This window comes from Pelobacter seleniigenes DSM 18267, assembly GCF_000711225.1.
GTDB classification, from domain to species: domain Bacteria; phylum Desulfobacterota; class Desulfuromonadia; order Desulfuromonadales; family Geopsychrobacteraceae; genus Seleniibacterium; species Seleniibacterium seleniigenes.
Window position 1 is genome coordinate 500456 of the sequence record NZ_JOMG01000002.1, and the last position, 14298, is coordinate 514753.

Below are 14298 nucleotides of genomic sequence, written 5' to 3' on the forward strand. Positions count from 1 at the left end.
GGAGAACACCCCAACAATAAAAAAGTTACTTGATTGAAACATTCGGCGAACTACCAGGAAGGTTCGACCAACCCTGAATGCGGCATTATCAATATCTCCTCCATGAAGGCCTTTCCCGCGCTGGCCAAGATCCGGGCCAATCAAAGCCAAGGCTGCGAGCAGTAATTTCACTCAGAGGTTGGCAGTTCACATGGCAAAGGTTAAAATCAGAAGGAAAGCCATCACGGCCAGGTTTGTTACTGGTGTGGTGGTCCCGGTTGACGACGGATTTTCCGCCTGCTCAGGCATCTAGGAGGTCATCAGGATGGCATTAGAAGAATCTTTCCGCTGGTACGGACCGAACGATACCGTTTCACTGGCATATATCAAACAAACCGGTGCGACATCGGTTATCACCAGTCTGCATCAAATTCCCTACGGCGAAGCCTGGCCCTTTGAGGCCATTATGGAGCGCAAAACCATGCTGGAAGAGGCTGGTCTGCGCTGGGCCGCGGTCGAGTCGGTGCCGGTCCATGAGGACATCAAGACCCGGACCGGGGAATATCAGAAGTATATTGAGAATTACCAGACCAGCCTGATCAATCTGGGTAAGGCCGGGGTGGATGTGGTCATCTATAACTTCATGCCGGTGCTCGATTGGGTGCGCACCGAACTGACCCACAAGCTCGCGGACGGCTCGGAATGCCTCTACTTCGACCCGGTTCAGTTCGCCGCTTTTGATATCTTCCTGCTGCAGCGCGAAGGGGCGGAACAGGACTACTCTCCAGAGCAGGTCAAGGCCGCCGAGCAGTTTATCAACGGCCTTTCCGCAACAGAAAAGAAAACCTTTGAACGCAACCTCATCGATGTCTTTCCCGGCACCAGGATGGGGCTGGATATTCAAGATGTCCGCAACATGCTGGCCAAATACAAGGATATTGACCGGGCCAAGCTGAAAGAGCATTACCGGCTGTTTCTGGAAGCGGTGGTCCCGGTTGCCGCCCAGGCCGGCGTCAGGTTGGCGGTTCACCCGGATGATCCCCCCTGGAATATCATGGGCTTGCCGCGGATTGTCAGTTGTGAAGAAGACATCCGTGACCTTCTGGGAATGGTGGACGACCCGGCCAACGGCCTCTGTTTCTGTACCGGCAGTTATAGCCCGCGTGCCGACAACAACCTGCCGGAGATGATCAGGAAGTTCGGCCGACGCATCAATGTGGCGCATTTGCGCAGCACCCAGCGCAATCCGGACGGCAGCTTCTACGAAGCCAACCACCTGGAAGGCTCGGTGGATATGTATGAGGTGGTTCTGGCTCTGCTGGAAGAGATGGCTGAGCGGAAGAGCAGCGGCCGGAAAGATTGGCGGCTGACCTATCGCCCCGACCACGGCCATACCATGATGGATGATCTGAACAAGCCCCCCATCGACAATCCTGGCTACACGGCGATCGGCCGGCTGCGCGGACTTGCTGAAATTCGCGGGCTGGAGCTTGGCATCCTCCGCTCCCTCCCGAAACTGAAAAATTTAATGGACTAGCCCAACCAGTAGAATAATCGACCGGGGCTCAATACCCCGGTCGATTATTTGCGCAAGGCAGAGGAGTCGGTGCCGCAAGCGGGTCAAATACCAACTCATCATTGCGGGTCTTCACAACCGATCGCAGCACCAACCACCCGTCCTGGGGACCCATGGACATCTATCGCAGAATTCTCCAGGACATTTTACTTTTCCCCCTCACCTCTGGAACGGAACAAGTTGACCAAAATTGCGGAAGACATGGACATGCCTGGAGAAATTCCAGGATGGCCTTTTCCAACAACCGGCTATTTCCAGCTCTTTTTTATTGCTTTGATCTTCTGAGCGACATCCTTCCAGCGCTCCTTTTCAACCCGGTCGGCACTTTTATTCTGCCGTTGAGCCAGGTAATCTTGCTCGCGTTTCATTTTTTCATAGTTTGCCAAACGTTCTGCCGCGAGTTCTCCGCGGGCGACAGCTTCCCGAACATGACAACCGGGTTCGTGAAGATGGCTGCAATCCCTGAAGCGACAATGCACAGCGAGTCTTTCGATGTCCGGAAAGGCTGCGGAAAGACCACTTTCACCATCCCAGAAGGCAATCTCCCGGATACCGGGATTGTCGATAATCATCCCCCCCTGGGGGACCATGAACAGGTCCCTGCTGGTGGTGGTATGCCGCCCTTTACCGACCTGCTCGCTGACCGCTGCGGTGAGTTGAACGGGTTCGCCACAGAGCCGATTGACCAGGGTGGATTTGCCCGCCCCGGAGGACCCGATCAGGGTTGTGGTTTGACCGCAGCCGAGATATTGGCCCAGGCCGGTCAAACCTTCATCATCCGCTGCGGAAACCAGGTGGATGGGAACACCACAGGCAATATTCTCGACCTCGTTGGCACAAAACTCGGGTTCCTGGTGCAGATCTGCTTTGGTCAGGATGATGACCGGCCGCAGACCACAGTTGTAGACCAGGGTCAGGTAACGCTCGATGCGCCGCAGGTTAAAATCCCGGTCCAGTCCGGACACGATGAAGACGTTGTCCAGGTTTGCGGCCAGAAGCTGTTCCTTCTGCGGCAAGGCTTCCGCCTTCTGGTGGGCCCCTGAAGCCCCTCTGGATAAACTATTTTTCCGTTCCAGGACCCGGCAAATCACCGAATCCGTTAAGAGAACCCAGTCCCCGGTCACCGGATAACTGCCGCCGCTTGCATAGCGCAGCCGCCCGGCCAGACTTGCCAGCCGTTCCTTTTGACCATCCCTGACCCGAAAGAGGTTTTTCCCGACTCCGACCACTCTGGCCGGAGTCCCATCAGCACTGGGCGATGAATCCAGCTGGGCCTGAAAATAGGGGCTCCAGCCCAGTTGTAAAAGCCGCTGATTGCTGTCTTTATTATCTGAAATTTGCGTATCGTTCATGATTTGCTTGCATCCTTCCTGTCTGCAACTGCGCGGCGGACACCAAGACATGGGCCACGCGCACGGAATACCGATGGTTAATCAACAATTGCCAGGTTTAAACAGGATGTGTTGCCGGCGCAGGACGCAACTGTAGCGGAAGATTCTCAATCAGAGAACTGCAGAGGAACAGGCCGAAAGAAATTGGCCCATTAGTGAAGCGGATAAAAATTTGTCAGGATTGCGCAGAACACTGATCAATCAACTGCCGCGAAGAAACTCCCCTGGCCGGCACTGATTGACACAATATCCATAACGTTCATCAACATAAAACCTCTTGGTCTGTTAAAGATGATCTTTACTATATAGCAACCGGAAAGACAGTCAAGAACAACTGCCGCCGGCCAATCCCTGTTCAGGCTGTTTCCCGCAGAGCATCCAGAAAAGTTCGCAACAGGACGGACTGGTGAACGCTTTCCTTGGCGAGGATGCTCAGGTCACGGCTCAGGTCCAGGGGAGAATCGATTTCCACCAGCCAGCCGTGATCCAGTTCACGCTGTACGGCCAGCCGGGACAGACAGGCACAGCCGGTCCCGGCTTCGACTGCCTTTTTGATCGCTTCGGTATGGCCCAGTTCGATGGTAACCGCAAACGCCAGCTGCCTTTTCAGCATGGCGCGCTCGAAGACTTCCCTGGTGCCCGATCCTTTTTCGCGCATGACCCATTCCCCATGTTGCAGTTGGTCGTCGCCGATCACGCCAGTCTCAACCCAGGGATGCTGCGGCCCGGTGACAATGATCAGTTCGTCATCCCGCCATTTCCGGGTGTGAAGGCCAGCGGTGTGCAGAAAACCTTCGATAAGCCCGATATCAAGCTTCCCACTCTCCACATCCTGCTCGATCTGCCAGGCATTGGCGACTTGCAGCAGGATCTGCGCTTTACTGTGCCGACGACAAAAACGGGCGATCAATCCCGGCATCAGATAATTGCCGATGGTGGTGCTGGCCCCGACCTGAAGGATACCAATCGGCTCGCGAAGTGACTGGTTGAGGAACATTTCGATCTCAAGCTGCTGGGTAAGCAACTGTTTGACCATGGGCAGGAATTGCCGTCCCCGGTCGTTGAGGTGCAGCCGCTTGCCATGACGGTTGAAGAGCGGCGCGTCGGAATAGCGTTCGAGTTCCCCCAGGGCCATGCTGACGGCCGACTGGGTCAGCTGCAGTTCGGCACTGGCTCGGGTCACGCTTTCCAGATCGGCAACCTTGGCAAAAATTTGTAATTGTCGCAGAGAAATGGCCATAAATTCTTATATCAATTCAAATGATATTTTTCATCATTATTATGAAATTTTATTTATGCAGAAAACTTGCTATTTAATGGCTCCTGTTCAATGATTTAACTTCATGTGGAGGCTGTTGTGCGTGATTCCCTGGTTGTAAAGATCCTTTTTCTCTGTTGCCTGCTGCTCTGCCTGTGCCCGTTCATGGATGCGGCCTATGCATTGCTGGCAGGAATCGTTCTCAGTATGGCGTTCGGCAATCCCTGGCCGCAGCAGGCGGCCACCGCCAGCAAGAAACTGCTTCAACTCTCGGTGGTCGGTCTGGGTTTCGGCCTGAGCCTTGGTGAAGTCTGGACCACGGGCCGCGCGTCCATCATTTATACCTTTGTCGGCATCTGTTTTACCCTGCTGCTGGGAACTGCGCTGGGGCGACTGTTCAAGGTCGAAAAACGCACGGCATCGCTGGTGGCGTTCGGCACGGCGATCTGCGGAGGAAGCGCCATTGCGGCCATGGCACCGGTTCTCAAAGCCGAAGATGATGAAATCGCGGTCTCCCTGGCAACCGTTTTCACTCTGAATGCAGTCGCTCTGCTGCTGTTCCCGGTCATCGGCCATCAGCTCCATTTAAGCCAGACCATTTTCGGCACCTGGGCCGGAATGGCGATCCACGATACCAGCAGCGTGGTCGGCGCGGCCTCGGTCTACGGAGCCAAAGCCCTGGCGGTGGGAACCACGGTCAAATTGTCGCGGGCGCTGTGGATCACCCCCTTTGTGCTGTTCGTTTCCTGGCGCAGCAGGGCTACCGGCAAAAAAGCCGTGCCGCTGTTTATCATCGGCTTTATCCTGGCCGCAGCCATCCGCACTGCGCTGCCACAATTTGCTTCGCAATGGCATTGGCTGGCGCTGATTGCCAAGCAACTGCTGGTGGTGACGCTGTTTCTGATTGGCGCCGGCCTGAGCCGGGAGCTGCTGCGCAAAGTCGGGGTCCGCCCACTGCTGCAAGGAGTGGTGCTGTGGTTGCTGGTCGGCAGCCTCACCCTGACCTGTCTGGAACTGTTTGGTGTCGCCTGAGCAACATAACTTTTCAACAATTTAAAAGGATTAGGAGAATTCTGATGTTACCCCTTTATAAAAAAATCCTCGTAGCGACAGATTTTTCTGCTCATTCGACCATGGCCTTTAAACATGCCGTGATGTTGGCCCGACACAACAATGCCCAGATTCAGCTGCTGCATGTCATGCAGCCCCTGGATCCTTATTTCCGCAGCCTGTTTTCGGACCAACCCGGCAGCGAAATGATTGCTGAGCTGGAAAAATCAAAATATCAGCAATTACAGCAGGAGTTGCAGCAGGAACTCGCTGACTTCGCCCGCACCGAACTGGCTGATTTTCCCGAGGACCTGCAACGCTTCAACGGGGCCGAGGTGGTCATCGGGACACCTGCGACAGAGATTGTTGCCACTGCCGATCAGAATAACGTCGATGTTATCGTGCTCGGAACCCACGGCCGCGGCTTCATTGAACACGCGCTGCTCGGCAGTGTCGCTGAAAAGGTCCTGCGTCATGCAAGTCGACCGGTTCTGGTTATCCCGCTGCCAGCTTAGCCGACGCTTGTGTGTTTTGTCAGGGGCAGCTCTGAGCATGATTCGAGAAATTTTCCCAGCCTCCCTTGCCTCGGCTCTTAAGTCCTCTTAAACTGAAATTAAAGAGTGAAATGGTCATCTTCCTATTCAACTCATTTTCCCAGTTTCAGGAGTGAACATGGCAGAGCTGTATAAGTGTGGTATTTGCGGGGCGGTCACCAAAGCGAGTGAACAAGTATGCGATGTAGTGGCCATTGAGGATAAGGATGAATATTGTGGAACGGACGATAAACCCACCGTCATGTGCAATCCCATGAAGAAACAAGCCGCCTATATGTGCAATTCTTGCGGCCGCCCGGCGGACCAACCGGATCATCTGTGTGACCCATTGAAAATCTGAAGACACTCCAGCCACCGTGCTTGAACGAGCCCCAGCAGGGACTTTTCCAAGCACGGTGGGAACAAAGCCCCTCTTCTCAAGCGGACAAAATCAACACAAGTCATTATTAACTTTGATAGCCCAGTCATGGACAAAACAGGTCGTTGAAAAACGGTTCAGCCCATTCAATCGGCAGACGACCATTCAGCCTGCGCCGGTTCCGGTTCTCATGAAAGAAAGAGAACTCTGGGAACTACCGGTCATTTCTTGCCAGGAAACCGTTTTTAACCGGCCATCCGCCACTTCTAAAAATCCACTTGCCAGGGCACGGTCAGCAGAAAAAAGGGGCTTGGAAGAATCGACATGAGGACCATAACCAGCTGATCCTAAAAGAAAAAAAAGGAAATTTATCTTTACCTCTTGAGGTTTTTCAGGTAAATCAACAGAGATCTTTTCCGGATGAATTCATGATTTTCCCTTAGCGGCAGCCCACGCCCAACGAGTGCAACCTTCCCTGCAAGGCATTTTCAGGAGGGGGGAAGAGTCTTTTGTCAGCAAGGAGGAACACGACATGTTCAGATCATTCATTCTGTTCAGCCTGCTCCTGATCATCGTGCTTGCCCCTGCGCTTGATGCCACCGCCCAGGAGCCGCTCAAAATTGCCGCAATCTATGCCAAATCCGGAGAAGCAGCGGAGGACAATCTGGAACTTTTCCAGGCGGTCCGGTTTGCTGTCGATGAGGCCAACAAGGCCGGCGGGCTGCTCGGACGAAAAATCAAACTTCTTGAATACGATAATCACAGCACCCCGATTCAAAGCCTGTTGGCAGCCAAGCAGGCCGTAAAAGACGGGGTTGTCGCAGTGATCGGAGCGTCCTGGAGTTCCCACTCCCTGGCCATCGCCCCCTACCTGCAGAAGATGAAGATCCCGATGATCAGCCCGGATTCGACACATCCCGATGTCACCACGGCCGGTGATTATATTTTCCGGGCCTGTTTCATCGACTCGTTCCAGGGCAAAGCCCTGGCCAAGTTTGCCATGCAGCAACTCAATGCAAGCACTGCCGTCATCATCCAGAACATCACCAGCGATTACAGCCTTGGGTTGAGCGCCTTTTTCAAGCAAGAATTCGAAGCCAGAGGCGGCAAGGTACAGAGGGTTCTCAACTACAAATATCCGCAGACCGATTTCACCGAGCTGCTCAATCACGCCAGACAGCTGAATCCCGACATTCTGTTCATCCCCGGCCACGCGGAAAGCGGCTATGTCATCCGCCAGGCCCAGGACATGGGCATCAATGCCATCATGCTCGGTGGCGATGGCTGGCCTTATCGGCAGTTTTATGCCAACGGCGGGCAAGACCTCAAGCTGGGCTATTACTCTGCCCACTGGAGTAAAGAGCTGGCCACGCCGGCAACCCAATCTTTTGCGGCCCGTTATGGTAAGTATTATGACGTCACGGAGTTTGCCGCCACGGCCTACGATGCGGCAACGCTCCTGTTTGATGCCATAAAACGGGCCGGATCGGTCGACCATCAGGCCATTCGCGATGCACTGGCTGCCACGGTTTTTTATGGAGTGACCGGCAAGATCTCCTTTGACAAAAACGGAGATCCCCAGAAACAGGTGGTGATGATGAAAATCACCGCCGGGCGCCCGGCCCTGTTCTCAACTGTCATGCCCAACTGACCAGCAACTTTGTGCGATCAAGGCGAGCTATGCTGAGCAACAGAAGCCTGCGCTTTAAAATCAATCTCTCCATCGCCATGATCCTGCTGATCGTCACCCTGGTGTTCGGCTCCATTCTGGCGATCTATGAAATCACCCGCCGGAACGATGCCATCCAGCAAGTCAAACAGTTCCTTGATGACCTGACCGCCCAATATTCGGAACAGCTCGGCAATGAAATTTTTGCCGGTCAGGAACTGGCACTTTCCGCCACCCTGGCTCAGCTCAAGAAGCGAAGTAACATTTTGACGATCGACACTTATGATCAGGTCGGTAACCTTGTGGTCACCACCGCAGCTAAGTCCCCGGAAGGTCTCGAACTGGATCAGTTACGACCGTTCGGTTCCCCTGTTGCCCGCCTGCAGCATTGGCATAACCAGCCGGTGCTGAGCTATATCAGCCCCATCATTGCCTACAACGAACCCGTGGGTTATTGGCAGATCCGCTATGCCATGACGACATTGAACCAGCAGACTCTGGAGATCGTCAGCATCTTTAGCGCCCTGATCATTTCCCTGTCATTGCTCCTCGGCCTGTTGCTCAATAATATTCTGCGGCGCTTTGTCCTCAAACCGGTCTATGCGCTGCAAAAAACCATGCACTCTATCGAAAACAGGGATGGTCCAGCCGATCAGGAAGAGATCGACGACGAACAGAGACTGGCCAGGATGGTCTGTGCTTTTGACGAACACTCCTGCCACTTGAAGGTTTCGAAAGAGACCCAGGATGAAATCGGCTCTTTGGGCTATGCTTTTCAGCAAATGCTGCTGGCCCTGAAGAATGCCTATATCGGCAGCCGAACCGATGTCCTGACCAAACTCAATAACCGCAGAAAGCTGGATGAAGTTCTGGCCTTCGAAATCAAGCAATCCAGCCGCTACCAAAATCCCTTTGCCTTCATCCTGATCGATATCGACTACTTTAAAACCGTCAATGACACCCATGGCCACCTGGTCGGGGACAGGGTTCTGGTGGAATTGGCCGAACTGCTGCAGAACTGTTTACGGACAACCGACATTGCCGGACGTTGGGGCGGCGAAGAATTCATCATCATCCTGCCCCAACAAAAACGGCTGCATGCGCAACAGCTGGCGGAAAAGCTCCGCAACACGATCTGCAGCCACCGGTTTACCGATGCCAACATTACCATTACCGCCAGTTTTGGCATCAGCGAATATCTGCCCGGAGATTCCGCTGCCGGCCTGGTCAAGAGAGCCGATGACGCTCTCTATGAAGCAAAGCGGTTTGGCCGCAACCGCATTGTCTGGCAATAGCCAGCCGTCGGCTCTCCGACAAAAGGTTAACCACCCGCCAGCCCGCTGGCCTGTTCCCGCTCAAAGCCCTTGCGGCTGTTGTAGCCCCGCTCAGCAAATGGTTGCAGTTGCTCCTGCCATTTTAGCTTCAATGCCAATAAGGCCCGCTTGGGATGGTCAATCTTATCAGGTTCGACCAGGGTCTCCAGCACGCTGAATTCAAAGCTGGCGGCACCAAATTCCGTCAGTTCAGCCTGCAACGCACGGTTAAAGACCACTTTTCCCATCTTCAGCTGAAACAGGCGGCTTTTCTTTTCTGCCTCCAGGTTCTCGCTGCTGCCGATATAGATTTTTCCGTTGGCTTTATTGCGAATCTGGAAAATCCCCATCTCCGGCCGACTCTCTTTGTATTCCTGCTTGAGCTGTGCCCGCTTGCTTTTTTTTCGGGCTGATTGTTCAAGATTCATCATCGCTTTCCCATTCGTTTTGTTATCCTGAGGCTCCCGCCAGTAACCGGTGCCATCCCGCTGGATCAGGCGTTCATCGACCAATAACCGGCGGATGGTACAATAATCGTCATAGAGCGGCTGCAGCAGACCAGTGACCTCGGCTTCGGAGTAGCGTTGTCCCGGCTGAAACCGCAGTGCAAATTCTTCCAGGATAATCAGTCGCTTTTTATGCTGAGCCGGCAACTTTTCCAGCACGCCCCCGTTAAAAAAGGTGGTCAGGACTTTGCGGCGATAGACCTCCATCCGCTGATCCTGCAAATTCTTGCTGGCCGGAGCGGCACAGACAATCTCACGCAGGGTTACCTGCAAAAGCTGCTCATTTGCGGCAATGATCACGTAATACTGTTCTTTTCTGCTCTGCACCAGTCCGGCTTGTTCCAACTTTTTGAGGTGGAAGGAGACCGTTGACGGTGCCAGGGCATGCCGTTTGGCGAGCTCTTCCACATATTGGGGCTGCTCAAGCAATGAGTTGAGCATGGCCAGACGTGACTCATCAGCCAGGGCCTTCATGATGGCGATACTTTGTGCGGCGTTCACCGGAACCTCCTGTTTCGATATTTATCGAATCAAATTACGGCACAAACAAGGCCTTGTCAAACTAATTCTATACATATCGAAACAAATACCTTCTCCAGGTTGAATAAGAAGGAAGTTTTTTCTATTGTCAGTTTTTTGAACAAGGCCCCGCAACAGCAGACTGACCAATCTCCTTCATGGACACCGGAGCGATGATGAACCAACAAACCTGGAACGCCCGCCAATATCAGGATAAAGCCTCTTTCGTTGCCGACCTCGGCACCCCGGTGCTGGAATTACTGAACCCGCAGCCCCATGAAGCGATTTTGGACCTGGGCTGCGGCGATGGCGCGCTGACCGAAAAAATTGCCCAGATCGCCAGCCGGGTGGTCGGCATCGACTCCAGCCCGAGCATGGTTCGGGCCGCCCTGGAAAAAGGACTGCATGCGGAGCTGATGAGCGGTGCGGATATCACTTACCGGAATGCCTTTGACGCCGCGTTCAGCAACGCCGCCCTGCACTGGATCAATGATGCCGCGGCGGTTATCAAGGGAGTTTTCAATGCACTGAAGCCACAGGGAAGATTTGTCGGAGAATTCGGTGGCCACGACAATATCGCCACCCTGGTTCAGGCCATGGGCACGGTGGTCGCACAGCATCCGGAGATGGGGCCTTTTACCAACCCCTGGTTCTTCCCCCGGGCGGAAGAATATCAACAACTCCTGGAAAGAAACGGTTTCAGAGTCGATTACTGCGAGTTGATTCCCCGCCCGACCCCGTTACGGTCCGGGGTCCGGGAGTGGCTGAAAATTTTTGCCAACCATGTGATTGCAGATTTACCGGAGGGAGGCGAAGAGCTGTTTCTTTAACAAACCGAGCAGTTGGTCAAACCGGTACTGTACTCGGAACGGGACGGCTGGCATGCCGACTATGTCCGGTTGCGCTTTGCGGCACACAAACGCTGACGTGGGAAAATCGCCTGCGGGCTCTGCAGGGAGACAAGCAGAGTCAATGCCGACCTGTCAAATCATTGGCTGAGATAAAACGAGGTGTACAGGACCTTGCCTGCAATAATTCCCGGATGGATTTTTCAACAACCAGTCAAAGGAAGACCACCGGGTGGCACCGAGCCGCTGCAAAACAACCGCAGATCAGAAATAGATGGAGTCGATAAACTCTTTGCCGTTGTCGATATGCTCAAGCAGGGCCTCGCGGACCCGAACGATATCTTCACTGCGGAAAGCCTCGACAATGGCATCGTGCTCATTCAAAAACTCTTCATAGCGAGCACCGTAGTGACGGCTGATATGGCGGCGCATAAAAAACCGCTGAAAGGTGTCATGGAAGGTGTCCAGGATATACCGGTTTTCACTGAGTTCAAGAATCAATGAATGAAAATTCAGTTCAAGAGTGAAGCGCAAGCGATGATCATCCGACGCGGCAGTCTCCCTGATGACCTGGGCCCGGCGCTCCATCTCCCGCAGGCTTTCCGGGGTAATGTTGATAATGGCCTTTTCTGCTGCACCGAGTTCCAGAAAACGGCGAAAATCATGCAACTGATCATGCTCCTCCTTGGTGAGTTGATGGACCATGTAATAACTTTTTCGAGCCGAATAATCGAGGTACCCCTCTTTGTAAAGCATGATCACTGCAATCTTGACCGGAGTACGGCTAACCCCGAGTTGTTCGGCTAACTCGCTGATCACCAACCGTTGTCCGGGGATCAGTTCGAAGTTGAGCATCATGTTCCTGATTTTGAGATAGGTTTGAACTTCGAGCGAGTCTTCCTGCATTCACCTCTCCTTGTCTGCCGCCTCCTGTTTTTCTTCAGGCCTGAGGAATAAAAGAAAAAACGGCTGCCTGCGGTTTATATAATAATTTTCAGTAAGCCGCAAGGACAGGCCATCTTGGCGCAGATTTTCCCATCCGCCTGCCCATTTTCTGTCTCGTAAACACATTGTTTCCGTTCTGGCCTATCCCATATAGCTCGAAAATTTCTTGACTTCGAATATTTTGAATGCAACACTGAATTCATTACTGAATTCAGTGTTGCATTCGATAACATACCAGGCCAAGGACGACAAAACCAGCTGGATAACCAGCTATCACACAAAAAGGAGTGTTGTTATGTCGATCGAACGGACGTTAGATGTAAAGTTGAATGTCAAACCGGTCTTTGTAGCCATGCACCATGACTACGTTTTCGAAGGGCCCTGCCGCTTCGGTAGCGGAGTCGGGCTGACCAAGGATTTTGATCTCAAGATCAATCAGGAAATTTATGCCGCTTTTCTTGGCGATGTGGAAACCTATGTTGCCAAAGAAGTCAACCTGCTGGAACCGGTCTTCATTGACCGCAACGAGGAATTCGCTGTCACCGATGCAATGCTGGCGAAAATGGCCGGCCATGTGGAAGAGGTCGATGTCTATCTGTTCGGTCAGGCCGGACGCGGCTTCGATGTGATCATTGAGTTTGCCCAACGCTACAAAAAACCGGTGATGTTTGCGGAAAACGCCCTGCATATCACCTGCACCGCCGCACCGATCCTTGCTCGCGGCCTGGAAGCCTACCCCACCATGTGTTGGGAAGACACGGTAGAAAAACTGAAACTCCTGCGCGTCCGCAAAGCGCTGCAACAGACCAAAGTCCTGCTTGCCCCGCGCGGAAATTCCAATATATCTTTGAGCGCCCTTGATTCGTTCCTGTCCCTGGAAAAAGTGAGCGATGTTCTTGGCGTCAAATTCCGCTATGTCGATGTCCATGAACTCCTCGACCAGACCCGGCACGTTGCTGCGGACAGCAACCATACCACCCCCGGGGTAAGCGGTCTCAACCCCACCGACGCCGAAATGAAAGAGATCTACGCGCTGACCGACAAAATGATTGCCGGTGCGGTCGAATGCGATATGACCCGCGAAAACGTGCTGCGCTCGGTCATGGCCTATGCGACAGTCAAAAAGTTCCTGGCCCACAATGAGTGCAACGCCTTTTCCATGCCCTGCCCGGACGCCTGTGCGACGCGACGCCTGAACCAGGAAAAGATCACCCCCTGCTTTATCCATTCCATGCTCAATGAAGAAGGGATTCCATCGGCCTGCGAGTATGACATCCCTGCCCTGATTTCCATGGTGGTGCTGATGAACCTGGCCAACGCTGCCCCTTACATGGGCAATACTTTCCCGACCCTGCTGAAAAACGGCAAACGGGTTAATGTACGGCCAACTTTCTTCAGAGCGGACCAGTCGCAGGAACAGGATATCCCGGAACTGGGTGAGCAGGAGAATGTCATGCTGACCTTCCACTCGGTCCCCAACCGCAAGATGAAGGGTTTTGACAGTGCCGAATCCTCCTATGCCCTGCGCGCCTTTGCCCGCGATGCTGAGTTTGGAGCCACCATCCGTTACGACTTCAAAAAGGATATCGGCCAGACCATCACCATGTGCCGCTTCGACCCGACCTGCAGCAAGCTGTTCGCAGCCAAAGGGACCATCGTCGGCGGCGTGGGCTACACCGATAAGAACTGCAGCGAAGGGGTCTTCTTCACCGTGAAAAGCGACAAAGACTTCTTTAACAAGCAGGTCGCTTTCGGCAACCATGTGCCACTGGTCTATGGCGATCATCTTGACGATCTGATCGCCCTCGGCGAACTGCTGGGGATGGAGATTGTAACCGCCTGAGCCAGTGGGCTCGATGGGTGACGGTTTGGTGAAGCAAAAATCCCAACAGGAGCGAAATCATGTCGGCAACAGCGCTTAAGGAAAAACTCTTATGCTCCAAGAACCAGGCGGCCGAGCAAATCGCTGCGATTAAAGCCCTGCCGGAACTGAACCAGGAGGCGTTGTTTTTTCATCTGCGGAACTACCTCAAAAGCAGGTTTCTTCTTGAGGAAGAAGACTGCCGGAGCGAGAACCTGCAGGAACTGGCGGCGATCAGCCTGGCCAAGACTCTGGCGGTCTCGCCGGCCGAATTAAAAGGGCTCGATCTGTCGCAGACCTGTACCGGCAGCTCTTCGGTGTTCAGCAAGAAAGTGTTGCTGCTCATGGCCCTGGAACGGGAATTGAACATTTCCATCCCGGAACAGGAAAGCGTGCGCATTAAAACCATCACCGACCTGACCACAGCGGTCCTGACCAAACTGCGTTAAGCGTCACCAGGATCCGCAGCCT

General features: G+C 53.7%; 13 protein-coding genes and 1 pseudogene. 10 read left to right on the plus strand and 4 right to left on the minus strand.

All coding sequences use genetic code 11. The features are described from left to right. Positions 1-84 precede the first annotated feature (84 nt). Both N909_RS26475 and uxuA read left to right on the plus strand, forming a co-directional pair. A pseudogene (locus tag N909_RS26475) lies at positions 85-292 on the plus strand (hypothetical protein); the annotation flags it as partial. 12 nt (positions 293-304) lie between these two features. Continuing rightward, entirely contained in the window at positions 305-1516 is a 1212-nt protein-coding gene (gene uxuA / locus N909_RS0104925) for a mannonate dehydratase (protein WP_029912237.1), read from the plus strand. A gap of 287 nt (positions 1517-1803) precedes the next feature. Here the strand turns inward: uxuA and rsgA are convergent, their stop codons facing one another. Then, positions 1804-2907: a ribosome small subunit-dependent GTPase A gene (gene rsgA, locus N909_RS0104930; protein ID WP_036682910.1), complete on the minus strand. Its 1104-nt coding sequence runs from the start codon at positions 2905-2907 to the stop codon at positions 1804-1806. Positions 2908-3301: 394 nt separating this feature from the next. Further along, the gene (locus N909_RS0104935; RefSeq protein ID WP_029912241.1) at positions 3302-4186 is read right to left on the minus strand and encodes a LysR substrate-binding domain-containing protein; all 885 of its coding nucleotides are present in this window, start codon (positions 4184-4186) and stop codon (positions 3302-3304) included. Positions 4187-4303: 117 nt separating this feature from the next. Here N909_RS0104935 and N909_RS0104940 point away from each other — a divergent pair, with 117 nt between their 5' ends. The 5 genes from N909_RS0104940 (at position 4304) to N909_RS24410 (ending at position 9130) form a co-directional block, all read left to right on the plus strand. Then, the gene (locus N909_RS0104940) at positions 4304-5236 is read left to right on the plus strand and encodes a YeiH family protein (RefSeq protein ID WP_029912243.1); all 933 of its coding nucleotides are present in this window, start codon (positions 4304-4306) and stop codon (positions 5234-5236) included. A 44-nt stretch (positions 5237-5280) separates the two neighbouring features. After that, positions 5281-5769, plus strand: a complete 489-nt coding sequence (locus N909_RS0104945; RefSeq protein WP_029912245.1) for a universal stress protein — start codon at positions 5281-5283, stop codon at positions 5767-5769. Between the two features lie 157 nt (positions 5770-5926). Continuing rightward, complete coding sequence (locus tag N909_RS0104950; protein ID WP_029912247.1) at positions 5927-6148, plus strand: hypothetical protein; 222 nt, start codon at positions 5927-5929, stop codon at positions 6146-6148. A 550-nt stretch (positions 6149-6698) separates the two neighbouring features. Next, positions 6699-7817, plus strand: a complete 1119-nt coding sequence (locus tag N909_RS0104955; RefSeq protein ID WP_051689533.1) for an ABC transporter substrate-binding protein — start codon at positions 6699-6701, stop codon at positions 7815-7817. Between the two features lie 29 nt (positions 7818-7846). Beyond that, complete coding sequence (locus N909_RS24410) at positions 7847-9130, plus strand: GGDEF domain-containing protein (protein ID WP_051689534.1); 1284 nt, start codon at positions 7847-7849, stop codon at positions 9128-9130. A 26-nt stretch (positions 9131-9156) separates the two neighbouring features. On the opposite strand, the gene N909_RS0104965 is transcribed toward N909_RS24410, so the two are convergent. Beyond that, on the minus strand, positions 9157-10155 hold the full coding sequence (locus N909_RS0104965) for a metalloregulator ArsR/SmtB family transcription factor (protein ID WP_029912253.1): 999 nt from the start codon (positions 10153-10155) through the stop codon (positions 9157-9159). Positions 10156-10346: 191 nt separating this feature from the next. Between N909_RS0104965 and N909_RS23630 the strand changes: the two genes are divergently transcribed. Further along, entirely contained in the window at positions 10347-11003 is a 657-nt protein-coding gene (locus N909_RS23630; protein WP_211253923.1) for a class I SAM-dependent methyltransferase, read from the plus strand. A gap of 282 nt (positions 11004-11285) precedes the next feature. On the opposite strand, the gene N909_RS24415 is transcribed toward N909_RS23630, so the two are convergent. Then, positions 11286-11927, minus strand: a complete 642-nt coding sequence (locus N909_RS24415; RefSeq protein ID WP_029912254.1) for a GntR family transcriptional regulator — start codon at positions 11925-11927, stop codon at positions 11286-11288. 334 nt (positions 11928-12261) lie between these two features. On the opposite strand from N909_RS24415, the gene N909_RS0104985 reads away from it, so the two are divergent. Beyond that, positions 12262-13809: a hypothetical protein gene (locus tag N909_RS0104985; protein WP_029912256.1), complete on the plus strand. Its 1548-nt coding sequence runs from the start codon at positions 12262-12264 to the stop codon at positions 13807-13809. Between the two features lie 59 nt (positions 13810-13868). Continuing rightward, on the plus strand, positions 13869-14276 hold the full coding sequence (locus tag N909_RS0104990) for a hypothetical protein (RefSeq protein WP_029912258.1): 408 nt from the start codon (positions 13869-13871) through the stop codon (positions 14274-14276). The last annotated feature ends 22 nt before the right edge of the window (positions 14277-14298 follow it).

Bases quoted from the DNA above. Each gene is read 5' to 3' on its own strand.
- uxuA (WP_029912237.1), top strand. From the start codon at position 305: ATGGCATTAGAAGAATCTTTCCGCTGGTACGGACCGAACGATACCGTT.
- N909_RS24415 (WP_029912254.1), bottom strand. From the start codon at position 11,927: ATGCAGGAAGACTCGCTCGAAGTTCAAACCTATCTCAAAATCAGGAAC.
- N909_RS0104935 (WP_029912241.1), bottom strand. From the start codon at position 4,186: ATGGCCATTTCTCTGCGACAATTACAAATTTTTGCCAAGGTTGCCGAT.
- N909_RS0104955 (WP_051689533.1), top strand. From the start codon at position 6,699: ATGTTCAGATCATTCATTCTGTTCAGCCTGCTCCTGATCATCGTGCTT.
- N909_RS0104945 (WP_029912245.1), top strand. From the start codon at position 5,281: ATGTTACCCCTTTATAAAAAAATCCTCGTAGCGACAGATTTTTCTGCT.
- rsgA (WP_036682910.1), bottom strand. From the start codon at position 2,907: ATGAACGATACGCAAATTTCAGATAATAAAGACAGCAATCAGCGGCTT.
- N909_RS0104990 (WP_029912258.1), top strand. From the start codon at position 13,869: ATGTCGGCAACAGCGCTTAAGGAAAAACTCTTATGCTCCAAGAACCAG.
- N909_RS0104950 (WP_029912247.1), top strand. From the start codon at position 5,927: ATGGCAGAGCTGTATAAGTGTGGTATTTGCGGGGCGGTCACCAAAGCG.
- N909_RS0104985 (WP_029912256.1), top strand. From the start codon at position 12,262: ATGTCGATCGAACGGACGTTAGATGTAAAGTTGAATGTCAAACCGGTC.
- N909_RS24410 (WP_051689534.1), top strand. From the start codon at position 7,847: ATGCTGAGCAACAGAAGCCTGCGCTTTAAAATCAATCTCTCCATCGCC.
- N909_RS23630 (WP_211253923.1), top strand. From the start codon at position 10,347: ATGATGAACCAACAAACCTGGAACGCCCGCCAATATCAGGATAAAGCC.